Origin of the sequence: Alkalidesulfovibrio alkalitolerans DSM 16529 (assembly GCF_000422245.1) — a bacterium.
Classification (GTDB): domain Bacteria; phylum Desulfobacterota; class Desulfovibrionia; order Desulfovibrionales; family Desulfovibrionaceae; genus Alkalidesulfovibrio; species Alkalidesulfovibrio alkalitolerans.
Genome location: NZ_ATHI01000031.1, coordinates 162,732 through 179,491 on the forward strand (window position 1 = coordinate 162,732; position 16,760 = coordinate 179,491).

Annotated in this window: 20 protein-coding genes and 1 tRNA gene; 13 read left to right on the forward strand and 8 right to left on the reverse strand. The window is 63.3% G+C overall.

Translation table 11 applies throughout. The features are described from left to right. The first annotated feature begins 6 nt into the window (after positions 1-6). Together DSAT_RS13330 and icd are read left to right on the forward strand one after the other, a co-directional pair. Positions 7-555: a C40 family peptidase gene (locus DSAT_RS13330; protein ID WP_020888059.1), complete on the forward strand. Its 549-nt coding sequence runs from the start codon at positions 7-9 to the stop codon at positions 553-555. A gap of 284 nt (positions 556-839) precedes the next feature. After that, a complete protein-coding gene (gene icd, locus DSAT_RS13335; protein WP_020888060.1) occupies positions 840-1,994 on the forward strand; it encodes an NADP-dependent isocitrate dehydrogenase in 1,155 nt (384 codons plus the stop codon). A gap of 88 nt (positions 1,995-2,082) precedes the next feature. On the opposite strand, the gene DSAT_RS13340 is transcribed toward icd, so the two are convergent. Further along, the gene (locus tag DSAT_RS13340) at positions 2,083-2,769 is read right to left on the reverse strand and encodes a DUF554 domain-containing protein (protein ID WP_020888061.1); all 687 of its coding nucleotides are present in this window, start codon (positions 2,767-2,769) and stop codon (positions 2,083-2,085) included. Positions 2,770-2,920: 151 nt separating this feature from the next. On the opposite strand from DSAT_RS13340, the gene DSAT_RS13345 reads away from it, so the two are divergent. Further along, positions 2,921-3,005: transfer RNA gene (locus tag DSAT_RS13345), tRNA-Leu, on the forward strand. An 83-nt stretch (positions 3,006-3,088) separates the two neighbouring features. Here DSAT_RS13345 and DSAT_RS13350 read toward each other — a convergent pair. From DSAT_RS13350 to DSAT_RS13360, 3 genes are read right to left on the reverse strand one after another with little or no spacing between them, the layout of a single operon-like run. Then, positions 3,089-3,856 (reverse strand): ABC transporter ATP-binding protein, encoded by a 768-nt coding sequence (locus tag DSAT_RS13350; protein WP_020888062.1) that lies wholly within the window; start codon positions 3,854-3,856, stop codon positions 3,089-3,091. Positions 3,857-3,862: 6 nt separating this feature from the next. After that, positions 3,863-4,711, reverse strand: coding sequence for an ABC transporter permease (locus tag DSAT_RS13355; protein WP_020888063.1), 849 nt, complete (start codon positions 4,709-4,711; stop codon positions 3,863-3,865). A gap of 59 nt (positions 4,712-4,770) precedes the next feature. After that, the gene (locus DSAT_RS13360; protein ID WP_020888064.1) at positions 4,771-5,886 is read right to left on the reverse strand and encodes an ABC transporter substrate-binding protein; all 1,116 of its coding nucleotides are present in this window, start codon (positions 5,884-5,886) and stop codon (positions 4,771-4,773) included. Positions 5,887-6,400: 514 nt separating this feature from the next. On the opposite strand from DSAT_RS13360, the gene DSAT_RS13365 reads away from it, so the two are divergent. The 7 genes from DSAT_RS13365 to DSAT_RS13395 all read left to right on the forward strand — a co-directional run bounded on the left by DSAT_RS13365 (position 6,401) and on the right by DSAT_RS13395 (position 11,038). Next, a complete protein-coding gene (locus tag DSAT_RS13365) occupies positions 6,401-6,670 on the forward strand; it encodes a GIY-YIG nuclease family protein (RefSeq protein WP_020888065.1) in 270 nt (89 codons plus the stop codon). A gap of 154 nt (positions 6,671-6,824) precedes the next feature. Next, positions 6,825-7,598, forward strand: a complete 774-nt coding sequence (locus DSAT_RS13370) for a DUF4198 domain-containing protein (protein WP_020888066.1) — start codon at positions 6,825-6,827, stop codon at positions 7,596-7,598. A 67-nt stretch (positions 7,599-7,665) separates the two neighbouring features. Further along, on the forward strand, positions 7,666-8,268 hold the full coding sequence (gene cbiM, locus DSAT_RS13375) for a cobalt transporter CbiM (RefSeq protein ID WP_020888067.1): 603 nt from the start codon (positions 7,666-7,668) through the stop codon (positions 8,266-8,268). 14 nt (positions 8,269-8,282) lie between these two features. Then, complete coding sequence (locus DSAT_RS13380; RefSeq protein ID WP_020888068.1) at positions 8,283-8,837, forward strand: NikL family nickel/cobalt ECF transporter subunit; 555 nt, start codon at positions 8,283-8,285, stop codon at positions 8,835-8,837. Then, the gene (gene cbiQ / locus DSAT_RS13385; protein WP_020888069.1) at positions 8,837-9,604 is read left to right on the forward strand and encodes a cobalt ECF transporter T component CbiQ; all 768 of its coding nucleotides are present in this window, start codon (positions 8,837-8,839) and stop codon (positions 9,602-9,604) included. The genes DSAT_RS13380 and cbiQ overlap by 1 nt, the downstream gene beginning before the upstream one ends. Then, positions 9,597-10,331, forward strand: coding sequence for an energy-coupling factor ABC transporter ATP-binding protein (locus tag DSAT_RS13390; RefSeq protein WP_020888070.1), 735 nt, complete (start codon positions 9,597-9,599; stop codon positions 10,329-10,331). The genes cbiQ and DSAT_RS13390 overlap by 8 nt, the downstream gene beginning before the upstream one ends. Before the next feature lie 191 nt (positions 10,332-10,522). Further along, entirely contained in the window at positions 10,523-11,038 is a 516-nt protein-coding gene (locus DSAT_RS13395; protein WP_020888071.1) for a chemotaxis protein CheW, read from the forward strand. A gap of 168 nt (positions 11,039-11,206) precedes the next feature. On the opposite strand, the gene DSAT_RS13400 is transcribed toward DSAT_RS13395, so the two are convergent. From DSAT_RS13400 to DSAT_RS13415, 4 genes are all read right to left on the reverse strand, one after another. Continuing rightward, positions 11,207-11,425 (reverse strand): cold shock domain-containing protein, encoded by a 219-nt coding sequence (locus DSAT_RS13400; protein ID WP_020888072.1) that lies wholly within the window; start codon positions 11,423-11,425, stop codon positions 11,207-11,209. A 39-nt stretch (positions 11,426-11,464) separates the two neighbouring features. Beyond that, the gene (gene infA, locus DSAT_RS13405) at positions 11,465-11,683 is read right to left on the reverse strand and encodes a translation initiation factor IF-1 (protein ID WP_020881716.1); all 219 of its coding nucleotides are present in this window, start codon (positions 11,681-11,683) and stop codon (positions 11,465-11,467) included. Positions 11,684-11,815: 132 nt separating this feature from the next. Next, positions 11,816-12,490 (reverse strand): FlgO family outer membrane protein, encoded by a 675-nt coding sequence (locus DSAT_RS14995; protein WP_020888073.1) that lies wholly within the window; start codon positions 12,488-12,490, stop codon positions 11,816-11,818. A 62-nt stretch (positions 12,491-12,552) separates the two neighbouring features. Further along, positions 12,553-13,410, reverse strand: coding sequence for a purine-nucleoside phosphorylase (locus tag DSAT_RS13415; RefSeq protein ID WP_020888074.1), 858 nt, complete (start codon positions 13,408-13,410; stop codon positions 12,553-12,555). 128 nt (positions 13,411-13,538) lie between these two features. Between DSAT_RS13415 and DSAT_RS13420 the strand changes: the two genes are divergently transcribed. From DSAT_RS13420 to DSAT_RS13430, 3 genes are all read left to right on the forward strand, one after another. After that, entirely contained in the window at positions 13,539-14,294 is a 756-nt protein-coding gene (locus tag DSAT_RS13420) for a motility protein A (protein ID WP_020888075.1), read from the forward strand. Continuing rightward, on the forward strand, positions 14,284-15,018 hold the full coding sequence (locus DSAT_RS13425) for an OmpA/MotB family protein (RefSeq protein WP_020888076.1): 735 nt from the start codon (positions 14,284-14,286) through the stop codon (positions 15,016-15,018). Before DSAT_RS13420 ends, DSAT_RS13425 begins: the two co-directional genes overlap by 11 nt. 319 nt (positions 15,019-15,337) lie before the next feature. After that, positions 15,338-16,756: a biotin carboxylase N-terminal domain-containing protein gene (locus tag DSAT_RS13430; protein ID WP_020888077.1), complete on the forward strand. Its 1,419-nt coding sequence runs from the start codon at positions 15,338-15,340 to the stop codon at positions 16,754-16,756. Positions 16,757-16,760: the final 4 nt, after the last annotated feature.

Sequence of the window (16,760 nt, forward strand, 5' to 3'; positions counted from 1 at the left end):
GAGCGCATGGATAGCTACCGCCGTCGTCTTGCCCTGCTCGTTTTCGCCTGCGCGCTGTTCCTTGCAGGCTGTGCCGGGCGCGGGGCCGCGCCGCCTCCGGCCGGGCACGGTTTTGAAGGGCATCCCGGCATGCCCCTGGTCGTCACGGCGCGCTCCCAGATAGGCACGCCGTACGCCTATGGTGGTTATTCCCCCGACCAGGGCTTCGATTGCTCCGGGTTCGTGTGGTGGGTGCACGCGCAAAATGGCCTGGACGTGCCGCGCACCGCCCATGAGCTGTGGGCCGGGGGACGGTTCGTGCCTCCAGGCGAACGGCAGCCAGGCGACGTGGCGGTGTTCCGCACCGGCGGCAAGCCAAAGGATCTGCACGTGGGCATCGTCACCGAGCGCGGCACCATCGTGCACAGTCCCAAGACCGGGGCCGTGGTGCGCGAGGAGCCCATGACCATCCCGTACTGGAGCAGCCGCTACCTCGGCTCCAAGCGCTTTCATCCCGAATTTTCGTCCGCCTTGGAAGCTCAGGCGGATTTTGTTCCCGCACCAGATGCGCCCTGAGGGCGTGCGGATCACATCAGGCAATGATACAGGCAGGCGGTGCCTGCGCCGCCGATTGTGATTAAATTCACGTTTCCTGCCGATCATTCGACGTCTGAAGGCCGAATGGCGCGTTATGCGTTCGGCAGCGCCCCGCTGTGCGTTTCTTGACCGGCAAGGGCAAAGCCTCTAGACACACTGGACGAATTTTCCCCGGCTGCGGGGGCAGGGCGCGCTGCGTGCAGGCGTCCCGCTCTCTGGCGCAAACGTGCGAACGAACATCCATCTCGATTTTTGGAGGATACATGCAGACTAAGACCGTGCTTTTCATCGAGGGCGACGGCATCGGCCGCGAGGTGTGGGCCGCCGGGCGTCCCGTTCTCGACGCGGCCGTGGCCAAGGCCTACGGCGATTTCCGCAAGCTCGACTGGCAGGAGATTCTGGCGGGCAAGAAGGCCTTCGACGCCACGGGCGACTATCTGCCCGAGGCCACGATGACCGCGCTCAAGAACTGCGATCTGGCCATGAAGGGCCCCCTGGAGACGCCCGTGGGCGGCGGCTTCCGCAGCCTGAACGTGACCTTGCGCCAGGTCTTGGACCTGTACGCCTGCATCCGTCCCATCCGCTACTTCAAGGGCATCGAGTCGCCGGTCAAGCGACCCGATCTGGTGAACATGGTGGTCTTTCGCGAGAACACCGAGGACGTTTACGCGGGCATCGAGTACAAGTCCGGCTCCACCGAGGCCAGGAAGCTCGTGGCCTTCCTGCGCGACGAGCTCGGGGCCAACGTGGACGACACGGCCGGCGTGGGCGTGAAGCCCATGACGCCCAACGGCTGCAAGCGGCTGGTGCGCAAGGCCCTGCGCTTCGCCCTGGACGACAAGCGGCCGTCAGTGACCCTGGCCCACAAGGGCAACATCATGAAGTTCACGGAAGGGGCGTTCCGCGCCTGGGGCTATGAAGTCGCGGCCGAGGAGTTCGCGGATTCGGTGATGACCGAGGACGAGGCCAAGAACGGCGGCAAAAAGCCCGTGATCATCAAGGACCGCATCTGCGACGCGCTGTTCCAGCAGGTGCTCATGTTCCCCGAGCAGTACCACGTCATCGCCTCGCCCAACCTGAACGGAGACTACCTCTCCGACGCCCTGGCGGCGCAGGTGGGCGGCCTGGGACTCGCTCCCGGCGTGAACATGTCCGACGACATCGCCTTTTTCGAGCCGACCCACGGCACCGCGCCGACCATAGCGGGCAAGGACTTGGCCAACCCCGGTTCGCTGGTCCTTTCGGGCGCCATGCTGCTCGAGCACGTCGGCTGGGGCGAGGCCGCCGCCTTGATCCACGCCGCCATGGAGAAGGTCATCTCCGGCAAGCGCGTGACCGTGGACCTGGCGGGGCAGATCGACGGTTCGACCCAGGTCGGCTGCAAGGAGTTCGGCGAACTGCTTGGGCAGGCTCTCTAGATTGAGCTGGTTGAGAAACGGACTTTGAAGAACAAAGGCCGTGGCGCTTATGCGTCACGGCCTTTTCGGTTTCGTTCACGGCGTGGGGTCAAAGGAAGACCGAACCCAGGATTACGACCACGACCATGGAGGGCAGAAGGTCGCCGAGCTTGATGTATTTGAGTTCGAGCAGATTGATGCCGATGCCCATGATGAGCACCCCGCCCACGGCGGTTAGCTCGTTCATCACCGCAGGGGTGATCAGATCCTGGAACTGGGCCGCGAAGAGGGTCAGGCCGTACTGGTAGAGGAAGACGGGGATGGCCGAGAAGAGCACGCCCACGCCGTAGGTGGAGGCCAGCGCGATGGAGGCGAAACCGTCGAGCAGGGCCTTGGTGTAGTAGATGGTGGGGTCGCCGCGCAGTCCCTCGTCGAAGGCCCCGAGAATGGTCATGGAGCCCACGCAGTAGAGCAGGAAGGCCGAAATGAGCCCGGCGGTGAAGGTCTCGTTCTTGCTGCGCACCAGCCGCTTGAGGCGGTCGCCGAGCGAGGCCAGCCAATCTTCGAGATTCATGGCCGCGCCGATGACTCCGCCGAGCAGGATGGAGAAGAAGACGATCAGGGGCGCGGTGAAGGTGGCGGCCATCTTCAGGCCCAGGGCCAGGGTGCAAAGGCCCAGCCCCTGAAAGACGATGGCGCGCACGCGCGCGGGCAGGCGCGCGCCGAGCGCAAGCCCGATCGCTCCCCCGGCCAGGATGGCCGCGGCGTTGACGATGGTTCCCACGGGCAGGATCATGCTCGTTCCTCGATGGCGGTGGCGGACGAACGCCGTTCAGCAAAGAACAGGCCTCTAGCACCGCACGAGGCGGAGGACAAGGGGCCGGTGTCTATTTGGCATTGTGGCTTGACAGGGCGGCCCGCCATTGCATAGGGATTGTACCCTTCCCGGCCGGGTGGTGGAATGGCAGACACGCCTGACTCAAAATCAGGTGCTCTTCGAGTGTGCGGGTTCAAGTCCCGCCCCGGCTACCACGAGAACGAAAGGGCCGCCGAAACTATTCGGCGGCCCTTTGTCGCGCTGAGAGGCGCGCCACGATCATGGCCGGTATTCCCGGTCATGGAGCCGCTTCCGCCTCGAGCTTTTCGAGAATGCGCGCCGACAGCCGCCCATAATCCGGGTTTGCGCGGTCGCGCGGCCTTTCCATGGTCACCGCTATGGTCTCGATGATGCGCCCGGGCCGTGCGGACATGACCACGATGCGGTCGGACAGGAAGATGGCCTCGTCAACGCTGTGCGTCACAAAGACCACGCTTTTGCGCTCATGCTGCCAGATGCGCAGGAGTTCCTTCTGGAGCAGGATGCGCGTGTATGCGTCCAGCGCTCCGAACGGCTCGTCCATCAGGAGCAGTTCGGGCTTGTTGGCCAGGGCCCTGGCGATGGCAACCCGCTGGCGCATTCCTCCCGACAATTCATGGGGCAGGGCCTGCCTGAATTCCTTCATGCCGATGAGATCGAGGTACCGCTTGGCCCGCTTGCGGCGTTCGGATCTGGGAACGCCCGAAAATTCCAGTCCCAGGGCGATGTTGTCCAGGACCGTGCGCCAAGGGAGCAGCGAGTATTCCTGGAAGACCATGCCGACCTCCCGGCACGGTCCGGCCACGGGATGCCCTCTGTAGTAGGTTCCGCCCTGCGTTGCGGACTCCAAGCCCGCGGCGATGCGCAGGAGCGTGGACTTGCCGCAACCCGAGGGCCCCACAATGCTCAGGAACTCCCCATCCTTCACCGCAAGGCTCACCGAGGCCAGGGCCTCGACCGGGCCACCGCGTGAAAGGAAGCGTTTTTCCAGACGATCGATGCGCAGGATGTCGGGAGGCTTGGTCATGTCCACCTACCGTTCCAGGCGCTGCCACGCGAAGCGGCGGTCCTCGACGAGACGAAAGGCCAGGTCCAGCAAGGCTCCCACGGCCCCGATGCCGATCATTCCGGCCACGACGATGTCGGTGCGGGCCACGGTGTACGCGTGGGTGATGAGATACCCCACGCCCGACAGGCTGCCCGGCAGCATTTCGGCGGAAACCAGGCACATCCAGGCCACGCCCAGGCCGATGCGCATGCCCGTGACGATGGATGGCGCGGCCGCGGGCAGGAGCACCTTGCGGAAGATATCGTAGCGGCTCGCGCCCAGAACCCTTGCCGAGTCCACGAGCGTCGTGCGCACGCTGCGCACTCCATGGATGGAGCTGGTCAGCACGGGGTAGAACGCGCCGATGAAGATGATGAAGACCATGGAGAATTTGAGGTTGTTCAGAAAAACATAGGCCGGGCCGGGTTCCACGTCGAAGACCGTGGCGAGACTGGCCACCCCGAACCAGGCGAGCACGAGCGGCACCCAGGCCAGGGGAGGGATGGGGCGGAACAGGCCCAGGAACGTGTTCAGCATCTTGAAGATGGAGGCGTAATATCCCATGGCGATGCCAAGCGGCACCGCGATGACCACGGCCAGGAGATAGCCGGTGAGCACGCGGACCAGGCTCACGGCCAGATTGAGACCCAGCGAGCCCATGCTGATGAGCCCTTCCCCCGGCTTGCCCAGAATCTCCATGACCTGGGCCAGCGGAGGCAGGATGATGTCGTTGGCCACGAGCCCGGCCAGCCATGTCCAGGCCGCCAGAAAGAGAAGCGGCACGGCCAGGGGCAGCCCCAGGGGCATCAGGATGTGTGTCGGCGACTTTTTCATGGCGTCCCTTCCTGAACCGAACCGCCCCCGGCTTTTGTGGAACCGGGGGCGGCGCGAAATCACTGTCCGGCCGGTTCGATGAAGCGGGTGTCGAACATCAGGGTCATGGCCTGCTGCAGCGTCTTGCCTTTGAGCTGGCCGTTGAACTTGTCCATATGGTTGAGGATATCGAGATAGTTTCCGGAGTTGGCCATCCAGCTATCCGTGAATCCCGTCAGGAAGACGAGTTTTGAGGCCCGCCCCGCCGACTCGGGAATTCCGATCCAGCTCGCGGCCAGAGCGCCGGCTTCGCTTTGGTTCTGGTTGCACCATGTGTTCGTTTTGGCCATCAGTTCGATGAATGTCCGCATGACCTCGGGATGCGCTTCGATGACGTCGTCGCGGGCGGCGGTGACGCAGCAGGGATAGTCGTGCCATCTGCCTTCCGGCGGCAGATCGCGAAGATCGGCGACCACCTTGCCCACGCCGCGGCTGACGGCGACCTCGGGGAAGGGCGAGGGGCCGACGATGGCCTCCACCTGCTTGGACGCCAGGGCAGGGAGCATGTTGCCCGTCTCCTTGAGGTCCACCATGAGCACTTTCGCCTGGTAGTCATTGGGATTCTCAGTGACCGTCAGGCCGGATTCCCGGAGCGCTCCCTCGAAGACGATTTTGGGCGCGCTGGTCGGCGAGTGGTAGCCGATCTTGATCGGCTGCTTGGCGTTATTGGCTGCGGCCAAAAAGGCATCCCAGTTTTCCAGGCTCGAATCGGTGGGAGCCACCAGCGCCATGCCTTCGGTCTGCAGCGGACACAGCACCTTCACGGGAGTTCCCTTGTCCACGGCGGCCATCATGGCCGTGACCGAGGCGAGGGCCATGTCGATGTGCTTCATGGCGAACAGCGTGGCCGACTCCGACCCGCTTTTGGCCACCACGAAGTCGAGGAAGGCCACGGTGTCCCCGTCGGCCACGAGTTCGTATTTCTGCTTGTCCAGCAGCGGTCTGAGCCAGACCCCCTGGTCCCTGAACTCCTCCCCCTTGATCGCGGCGATCATGAGCGGCGTGTGGTGGGTGGTGAAGACGTAGCTCACCTTGAGCGTCGGCGCGTTCTTCGCCTGTCCCAGAGCGGGAAGGAACGCTATGCCTGCCATGAGCAGCAGCGAATAGAGCGTCCAGAAAAAACGTCGTGAGCGCATGATGCCTTTCTCCTTGTTGAGTTCGATCCACCAGAAAATCCGCCTTCTCGATCTGAAAACGAAGGGATCAAGTCTATAAAGCACCTTTTGACACTGGACCGGCAATCGAATTCTTTTTGTGTTCGCTTGGGGAAACAATGCTTGTGCTCTTCATGCCATGTCATGCGTCGAGTTCATGGCGGCGTGCGCAATTGCGCCCAGATCACTCCCTGGGCGGAGGTGAGACATGATGCAATGGAATCGTGACCAGTATGGGCAGGGCAGCACTGAAGACCGGTGCACATCTTCCAGGTTGAAATTTGAGGGACGATACTGATCGTTATCATGCAAGTACAATTGATTGTATCAATTGAATTTGCACAACATATAGATATTCCGCTTGAGATGGGCGCAGGTCTGCGAATGGCGTCTGGCCGGGCGTGCGGCTTCTCCAGACTACGGCATCAAGGCTTGTGGATCGCTGCGTCCAGGGCTACAACCCATGTGCCGCGATACGCGCGGCCAGGATGTGATCATGGCGTGGCACGTGTACCTTCTCGAATGTTCCGACAAGACGCTTTATTGCGGCGTGACCAAGGATCTCGACCGGCGGCTGGCCGAGCACAACGGCCTGTCTCCCGGCGGGGCGCGCTATACCTTCTCCCGCAGGCCGGTGCGGCTGCTCGCGGCCGCGTGCTGTCGCGACAGGTCGAGCGCCTGCGCGCTGGAGGCGCGCATCAAGCGGCTGCCGCGATCAAGGAAGCTGGTCGCCATGCGCGAGGCATGCCAGTCTTTCGAAAGATGAGGCCTGGCGTGTGAAATCAATTGACAACCATCTCTTCCGGGATGCACAAAGAGCAAAATCGTAACACGGAACGCCACCACGCTCGAGCCCGCTCTGCCGCGGCTTTCACTGCGCGACCAGACGTGGCTACTGTGCGAACCAACCCGGAGGAGCAATGAAGCGCATCGCGTCCATTCTGACCTTTCTGCTCGTGCTGGTCGCGGCCAAGGCGGCCTTGGCCCATTTCGGCATGGTCATTCCGTCCGAGGACGTCGTCCTGGACAGGAAGCAGGCTGCGTTGACCCTGGAGCTGTCGTTCTCGCATCCCATGGAAGGCGAGGGCATGACGCTCGAAAAACCCGGTTTCGAGGTCTATGTCGACGGCGAGGTCCAGGACATCTCCTCCGTTCTGAAGCCCGCCACGATCATGGGCGGCGAGGCCTTCACCGCCACCTACACGGTGCAGCGGCCGGGCGTGTATTCCTTCGTCATGACGCCCAAGCCCTATTTCGAGCCCGCCGAGGATTGCTTCATCCAGCACCTGACCAAGGTGGTGGTGCCCGCCTTCGGCGAGGAGGAGGGCTGGGAGGAACCGCTCGGGCTGGCCACGGAGATCGTCCCCCTGACCCGGCCCTTCGGCAACTACGCGGGCAACGTCTTCACCGGCCGCGTGTTCGTTGACGGCGTGCCCGCGCCGGGCGTGGTCGTCGAGGTCGAATACTACAATCGCGACGGCAAGTACGAAGCGCCCAATGACTACCTGATCACGCAGGTCGTGCTCACCGACGACAATGGTGTCTTCTCCTATGCCGTGCCCTGGGCGGGCTGGTGGGGCTTCGCCGCCCTGACCACCGCTTCGGAGCCGTTGCAGCACGAGGGCGAGGACAAGGACGTGGAGATGGGCGCAGTGCTCTGGACCAAATTCGTCGAGCCCAAGCGCGCGAAATAGAGAAACAAACGCTGTCTGCAGGGCCGGGTGTGCGCCCGGCCTTGCTGGCGGCGGATGAAGGCGGCCGATGCACATTTCCGAAGGCGTTCTTTCCGTGCCCGTCTTGCTCGGCGGAGCGGCGCTGACTATCGCCGGAACCGCGATCGGGCTTCGCCGCATCGGCCATGAGCGGCTGATGACCGTGGCCGTCATGGCGGCCGCGTTTTTCGTGGGCTCGCTCATCCACGTGCCCATCGGTCCGGCCAACGCCCACCTCGTGCTCAACGGGCTGCTCGGCGCGATCCTCGGACCGGCCGCCTTTCCCGCAATCCTCGTGGCCCTGGCCCTGCAGGCCGTGCTGTTCCAGTACGGCGGGCTCACCGCGCTGGGCGTCAACGCCTTCAACATGGCGTTTCCAGCCGTCGTCTGCTGGGTGTTGTTCCGGCCGCTGCTCGCCACGGGAAGAACCGCCGCCCTTGGGGGCTTCGCGTGCGGCTTTACCGGAGTGCTTCTGGCCGCGCTCCTGACCGCCTTCTCCCTCGCCTTGAGCGACGAAGCCTTCGGCACGGCGGCCACAGTGCTGGTCGTCGGCCATCTGCCGGTCATGGTCGTCGAGGGTCTGGTCACGGCCATGGCCGTGGCCTTTTTCGCCAAATCCCGTCCCGAATTGCTGCACACTTCGCCGCGCTGATCCAAGGAGCCTCCATGTCGCGCTTTCTTTTCGTCATCATGGCCTGTTGTTTCCTGGGCGTCCTTCCGCACGAGGCCTTCGCCCACCGGGTCCATGCCTTCGCCTGGATCGAGGGAGGGCAGGTCATGGTGGATGCCTATTACAGCAGAAGCAGCCGGGTGAACGGGGGCAAGGTCGAGATCGTGGACACGGCCAGCGGCGCGGTGCTGGCCACCGGAACGACCGACGCCGAGGGCCGCGCCGTCTTTGCCGTGCCCATGGAACACGGCGGGCAGGGACTGACAATCGTTGTTGACGCGGGAGCGGGACACCGCGCCGAGTGGAGCATCGCGCCCGAGGAACTGGCTGCGGGAGACCGGGCTGAAGCTGCCGTGCCCGCGACTGCGGAACCCGCCCTTGGCGCCGAGTCCGGTGCGCCGGCAGCGGCGAAGCCGCCCCAAGCGCCCGTGCCGCCCGACGACGGCCCGGGCCTTCGCGACGTGGTGGGCGGGCTCGGCTGGATCGTGGGGATTTTCGGCATCGCGGCGTGGCTTGACGCCAGGCGGCGGTTCGCGCGAAAGAAGGAGTGATGTTCGACGAGCCGTTCGCCACGGGCGACACCATCATCCACCGCCTCGACCCGCGCGCGCGTCTCGTGGCCGCAACCCTCTTCTCGGTCGTGGTGGCCGTGAGCGCAACGCCGCGCGCCGCCGCCGTGGCCCTTGCCTGCGCTTGCCTCGTCCTGGCCGCCTCGCGGCCGCGCCTTCTTCCGCTTCTGAAGCGTCTTTTCGTGGTCAACCTGTTCATCGCGTTCCTGTGGCTCATGCTGCCCTTTTCCACGCCGGGCGAGACGGTCCGTTCGATCGGCCCTCTCGCGGCCACGCAGCAAGGCATCGAACTGGCCCTGCTCATCAGCCTCAAATCCAACGCCATCGTGCTCGCTTTCATTGCCCTCGTAGCTACGTCGGACGCCGCAACCTTGGGGCAGGCCATGTATCGGCTGCGCGTGCCGGGAAAGCTGGCGTTCCTTTTTCTCTTCACCTATCGTTTCGTGCAGGTCGTGGGCGAGGAATTCGGACGTCTACGCACGGCCGCCAAGCTGCGGGGATTCGTACCGCGCACCTCCATGCACACCTACCGTACCGTGGCCGCACTCTTGGCCATGGTGCTGGTCAAGAGCCACGACCGGGCGCAGCGAGTTCATCAGGCCATGCTGCTGCGGGGCTTCACCGGGCGCTTTGTCTCCCTGCGTGAATTTCGCTTCCGGTCCTTTGACGCGCTTTTTTTGGGGTGTATGTCCGGCCTTTGCGCGGCTGTGGCCGCCGTGGATGTCTTGACGCGGGGCGTCCATGCCTGACGTCCCTTTGATCGCCCTCGATAGCGTGCGCTACACGTATCCGGGCGCAAGCGCCCCGGTGCTCGACGATGCGGCCTTTTCCCTGCGCGCGGGGCAGCGCATCGGCCTGCTCGGACCCAACGGCAGCGGCAAGACCACGCTTGTGCACGTCATGATGGGCCTGCTCGTGCCTGAGCGGGGCAGGGTGCTCTTCAAAGGACGCGAGGTGAAGGGGGAAAGGGATTTCGGCCCGGTTCGGGCCGCCATCGGGCTTTTGCTGCAAAACGCCGACGATCAGCTTTTTTTCCCCACGGTTCTCGACGACGTGGCCTTCGGACCACTGAACGTTGGCCAACCTCCTGCCCAGGCCCGCGAGACGGCTCTTGGCGTCCTGGCTTCCTTAGGGCTCGGCGGGTTCGAGAACCGGCTCACGCACAGGCTTTCCGGCGGGGAGAAAAAGCTTGTCGCCCTGGCCGCCGTGCTGGCCATGAACCCGCAGGCGCTCCTGCTCGATGAGCCGACCAACAATCTCGACCCCGCGACTCGCGAGAAGTTGATCGCCATCCTGCGGGGCATGGACCAGGCCATGGTCATCATCTCGCACGACTGGGATTTTCTGGCCAAGACCACGGACGATTTCTGCTCCATCAAGAACGGACGCGTGTGCGCCGAGTCCAAGCCCGCCCCGCACGCCCACGTACACATTCACCCTTCGGGCGACGTGCACCACGACCACCCCGACGCCTGACCAGCCCGTCGGGGCTCTCCGTCAAAACTATAATTCCTTGACACGTCGCGGGGCTGGCTCGATAGTGCCTTCATGAAGCCCTGGGCCTTTCGTCCAAGTCTTGTCGTCCAAGGGAATCGGACGGCGCTTGCGACGGGGGCTTTAGGGGAAAGGGATCAAACCGCGGCGTGGCTGCGCGTTTCGGGGGAATCATGAGCGGCGAAGTGGAAAAGCAGACCAACCAGTATCTGACGTTCACCCTTGCAGACGAGATATTCGCCCTGGACATCGGGTCGGTCCGCGAGGTTCTGGAACTCACGAACATCACGCGCATCCCGCGCACGCCTCCCTTCATGCGTGGCGTCATCAACCTGCGCGGCCACGCCGTGCCGGTGGTGGACATGCGCTTGAAGTTCGGCCTGCCCGAGGTCGAGGCCACGGTCAACACCTGCATCATCATCGTCGAGGTCGAGGTCGAGGGCGAGGACACTGTGCTCGGCGCGTTGGTCGATTCGGTGCGCGAGGTGGTGGAGATGACGCCCGAGGCCATCGAGCCCGCGCCGCGCATGGGAACGAGCATCGACACCCGGTTCATTCGGGGCATGGGGAAGCAGGACGAGCATTTCGTGATCATCCTCGACATCGGCAAGGTCTTCTCGGCCGACGAACTGGCTCTGGCGCGCGACGCGGGAGGTCAGGGGGTGCAGGAGGCCGTCCTGGCGCAGTAATAAGCTGCGTCAAAGAGACACGGTTGCGCTGGCGGCTTTGAGCCGCAGGCCGTTCATGAAGAGGCGGAGGCAGGGCGCACGGTCAACGCACGGGCGCTGCTCGGATTTTCGCGCGAGTCTTGATTTTTCGCCGCACAGCGGCGGATGCTGCTTCGGAGGCGGGGTGCGTCAGGATGCGCCGCCGATGACGCGAACTTCAGCGGCCTTGGGCGCGCCCGCAGTCTCGGTGCGGACGAATTCGACCTCTTCGCCCGCCGAGAGCGTCCGGAATCCTTCCCGCTGCACGGCGGAGAAGTCCACGTACACGTCGTCGTTCGCGACGTGGTCGCGAATGAACCCGAAGCCCTTGATCTCGTTGAACCAGGTGACGACGCCCGTGTGTTTCATGGCGGGGTGGTCCCGCGCGGCGGAGTGGCCGCCGCGCCGTTACTTGAGACGATAGGTGATGCGGCCGCGGGTCAGGTCGTAGGGGGAGAGTTCGACCTTCACCTTGTCGCCGGGCAGGATGCGGATGTAATACTTGCGCATTTTGCCGGAAATATGGGCCAGCACCTCGTGCCCGTTTTCCAGTTCCACGCGGAACATGGCGTTGGGCAGGGCCTCCTGCACCACGCCGTCTACTTCAATCGCGTCTTCCTTGGCCATGCAACCTCCAAAAAGATGTAAATATGCCGATCACGGCCGTTGGCCGCGCGTCCGGTCATGCGAGCCTCTAGCAGGTCGGCGGAAAAAGGGCAAGAAGCCTGGGCCGGACGGCCTTTGGGCGAGTGCAGATGTTTAGCGCCTGTCGCCGGGCAGCAGCGTGGAGACCACGGGCCGCAGGTCCGCGGGTCCCGTTCCTGCCGACCGCTGCGCTGGCGCGATCTGGGCCAGAGTCATGACGTCGGGGGAGAGCGGCAATTCGTAGCCCGCTCCGGCCAGGACCACGTTGTCGTCGGCGTCAATGACCCGGACTGTCACGGCGATCGAGGCCGCTCCCATGGCATACGTCCCGATCAGGATGGCATCGCCCAGGCCCGTCTTGACCACTTCCCCGGTCTGTCGCGAAAGGGCGAACTCGCCCACATCATTTTGGATTGCAATGTCCGGAGAAAGGGTCTTCAATTCGACCGCGGAGTAGCCTTTCTGGGCCAGCCGCGCGGATATCTGTTCCGGAATCAGACGGCCCAAGGTCGAGGTTTCAGCGAGGTTGTCCACGTCCACGAAGGTCGTGAGGACGATGCGGCCGCTCTTGGGGAATTTGCGGCTTTGAAGCGCGCGATCGAGCGTGTCGGCCGCCTGCATGTTCGCCGCGAGAACGCAGCCCGTCGTCTCGCACGGCGATTTCTTGGGATTCATGCGCTGCGCGGCGGCGTGAAAGTCTTCCAGCGTCTGCACGGAGCATCCCGCAGTCAGGGCGGCGAGCAGAACGATTCCGGCGAACACGGCGCAAATGCGATGGACGTTCGGCATGACAAACCTCGCTTGGGCCGCGTGGCGGCCTCGACCCGCTATCGGACGTCTTCGGGAAAACTTTAGGCGTTCTTGCCCGCGTGGGCGTCTTCGGGCTCCGGAATTTTCGGTATGAGAGCCCTCAGCAGCCGCGAAAGGCGGCCGCCCGTTTCCGTGGCACGGGCGATGACCGTCTCCAGACTCGCTTCTTCCATGCAATCGGGCAGATTTTTGTTCGTCAGGCAGGAGATGCCAAGAAGCTTGACACCCATGTGATGCAGCGCGATCGCTTCGAGCACCGTGGACATGCCCACGGCGTCGGCCCCGAGCATGCGGTAGGCGCGCGTCTCGGCCGGCGTCTCCATCTGGGGGCCCGGCGTTTGCAGGTAGACCCCTTTTTCGAGCCGGATGCCCAGTGAGAGCGCTGTTTCCATGGTCAGGGCGATCAGTTCGGGGCTCCAGACTTGGCGCATGTCGGGAAAACGGCATCCCCATTCGTCGCGGTTGGGACCGGCCAGGGGGGTGCGTCCCGTCCAGTTGAGATGGTCGGAGATGCACATCAGGTCGCCCACACAAAAGCGCGGGTCGAGCGCGCCCGCGGCGTTGGTCAGGATCACGGTCTTCACGCCGAGCGCTGCCAGGGTGCGCACGCCGAGGCAGATGTCCCGGGGGTCATATCCTTCATAGATATGAACGCGACCGGATAGGGCCAGCACTTGGCGGTCGGTAACGCGTCCCTGAAGAAGAGCGCCCGCGTGGCTTGCGACGGTGGAGGCGGGAAAACCCGGGATCTCGTCATAGGGGATACGCGCGTCGGTTAGGGTTTCGGCGAATCCCCCGAGGCCCGTTCCGAGCACTATGCCGACCGCTTCCGGCTCGACGGCGCCCAGGCGATCGCGGACAAGCCGCGCGCATTCTTGGACTTTTCCAATGTTTTGCATATCCATCTCGATTCTGCTAGAGAATTCGGGCGTAAGTCCAAGCGTCAGGGACCTCGCGAATGTCTTTCAGGGATCGGCCCGTGTCAAGACGACTCCTGTGCGAACGATTGGTTGCCTAGGCGAACGGAATGGACATCTCGACTCTTCTTGGTCTCGTCGTCGGCTTGGCCATGGTTTTCGGAGCCATCTTTCTCGGCGGCTCCTTCATGGATTTCGTCAACGTCCCGAGCATCATGATCGTTGTCGGCGGCACGCTGGCCGCTATCAGCGTGGCCTTTCCTTTCGAGGAGGTCATCCAGGCCTTTTACGCGGGCGTGAAGATCTTCGCCTCGCGCAAAGTGCGGCCCCGCGAAGTGGTCGACATCATGGTCAAAGTGGCCGAGATCAGCCGTCGCGAAGGATTGCTGGCCCTGGAAAATATCCAGACAGAGAACGCGGTCCTGAAGAAATCCTGTCAGCTTATTGCGGACAACGCCGACCCCGCCTTGATCCGGGATACCCTGCGTATCGAGATTGGAGCCATGAAGCGCCGTCACAAGATTGGGCAGGACGTGTTCAAGGGGCTGGCCGCCTACGCGCCCTCCTTCGGCATGATCGGTACGCTGATCGGTCTCGTGCAGATGCTCACCCGGCTCGACGACCCGTCTTCGCTCGGCCCGGCCATGGCCGTAGCCCTGACGACAACGTTCTACGGCATCATCCTGTCCACGCTCATATTCCTGCCCATCGCGGGCAAGCTCTACGCCCGCACGCAGCAGGAGATCCTACATCTGGAGATCATCTTCGAGGGCGCGAAGTCGATTCTGGAAAACAACAACCCGCGTCTCGTCTACGAGAAGCTCTCATCATTCATAGCTCCGAAGGAACGGAAGTATGAGCGATGAGCCCCAGGGGTTCCTTGATCAGGAAGAAGAACAGGAGCCGAAGAATTATTGGCTGATGACCTATGCCGACATGGTCACGCTGCTCCTGACCTTCTTCATCCTGCTCTTCTCCATGTCCTCGCTCGATCAAAGCCAGTTTTCCGAATCCTTCACGGCCATCCGTGCGGCCATCCAGGGCAAAGAGACGACCATCGCCACTTCCCGCATCACGGCCAAGGAGGCCTCGGTGCTGGTGGAACAGGTCCAGTTGCGCCGCCAGATAGAACAGGCGCAGCAGCGAGTCTTTCAGGATGTGAGACTCCTGCAGACCACCGAAGGCGTGGAAGGGGTGCTGACGGCCAAACTGGACAAGGGCAAGATCACGCTTAGATTGCCCAGCGAGGTGCTCTTCGATTCAGGCTCAGCGACGCTCAAGCCCGGAGGAAGGGTTGTTCTTGGACAGCTCAAGAATTTTTTCATCAAATATCCCGACCAGATGATCAACATCAAGGGCTACACGGACGACGTGTTGCCGTCGCCCACCGCGCGTTTTCGCGATAACTGGGAACTTTCCGCCATGCGTGCTGTCAACGTTCTCCGGCTGATGGTGGAACTCGGGCTCAACCCCAACCGCATGACCGCCACCGGGCTTGCCGATCTCGACCCGCTGCTCCCCAACACGTCACCCGAGAATCGAGCCCAGAACAGGCGTGTCGAATTTGTCCTGGAAAAAATCGTTGAATGAGGTAATGTTACGACTTTGTGTGAATACCCGGTAGTCGCGAGCGAGCTTGACTTTCAAGTCACTCCGGTTCAAAAGGCCGTTTGCTCGGCTGCCGGGGCTAGGGAACCAAGCCGGACCAATGCCGCCATGTCTTGGTGGTAATCTCGGCGCCGAGGAAGCGTGATCCGATTAAAGAGGTGCCGCGCGCACGGACGCGGCGTGAAAAATTCGACACCCATAGCCCGGCCGGGCCGTGCGCTTTCATCAACATTCCGCCCGCCGCATGATCCGGTCGTAAGCGTCGACTCCACCAGTCGGCCTTTTCAGAAGGGAGATACGCGTGTCCGCGAATCGACATAAAGTCTTGGTCGCAAACCGGGGCGAGATCGCCATCCGCATCATCAATGCCTGTCGCAAGCTTGATCTGGGCTTCGTGGCCGTGCACACCAAGGAAGACGCCCAGTCCGGCCACGTCTCGCACGCCCGCAAGCACGGTGGGGACGAGGCTGTCTATCGCGTTGCCTCCTACCACGACGCCAACGAGTTGCTCTCCGTGGCCGACGCTGCGGGCGCCACGGCCGTGCATCCCGGCTACGGCTTCTTCGCCGAGGACTTCCGCTTTGCGCGCCGCGTGGTCAACCGCGACCGCCCCCTGATCTGGATCGGACCGTCATGGCGCGTCATCCGTGAACTTGGCGACAAGATCAACACCAAGCGTTTGGCCAGAAAGCTTGGCGTACCCACTGTTCCAGGGTCGGACAAGCCCGTTTACGACGAGATGGAGGCCGAGGAAATCGCGAAAAGCCTTTTCGCTTTCCAGGCCGACCAAGGGTTCGAGCGCCACGTGGTGCTGCTCAAGGCCTCCGCCGGCGGCGGCGGCATGGGCATCGAGGAGGTGGAGCGCATGGACACCTTCCGCACTACCTACCGCCGCCTGCGCAACTACGCCAAGCGTCAATTCCAGGATTCCGGCGTGCTTATCGAGCAGCGCATCTTCGATTTCAACCATCTTGAAGTGCAGGTGCTGGGCGACCGCAAAGGCACGGCCCACGTGCATTTCGGCACCCGCAACTGCACCGTGCAGAGCACCGGGCGGCAAAAACGCATCGAGGTCGCTCCCGGCTTCATGCCTGGCGAGTTGCAGTACACCTTCGACGCAGGCAAGGTGCTCGACGACATCATCGACTACTCCCTGCGCATCGCCCGCGACGTGGGTTATGACTCCGTAGGCACATGGGAGTGGATCGTGACTCCCAAGGGCGATCCCTTCCTCATGGAGGTCAACACCCGCATTCAGGTGGAGAACGGCATCTCCGGGGCTATTTCCGCCATCCGGGGGGAAGGGCCGGTGGACCTCATCAAGGAGCAAATCCGCTGCGCTCTGGGCGAGGATCTCGGCTACAGCCAGGACGACGTCACCTTCAACGGCGTGAGCATCGAATACCGGCTCATTGCCGAAGACCCGGACAACCGTTTTACGCCTTGGGTCGGCCTCATCGAGCGCTTTCAGTGGGAAGAGCAGCCATGGCTTTCCGTACTGACCCACGTGCCGACCACCGAACCGTACGACATCCCCACCGAGTTCGACCCCAACCTGGCGCTGGCTATTATCCGGGGCAAGGATCTGGCCGAGGCCAAGGCCCGGGGCGTGCAATTCCTCGACAGCCTCAAGCTGACGGGTATTGATAGGGCGGGCCGGGAGCTTCGCTCCAACGTGGCTTTCCTGCGGGACAAGACCGCCAACCTTTTGGAATTCTAGATCT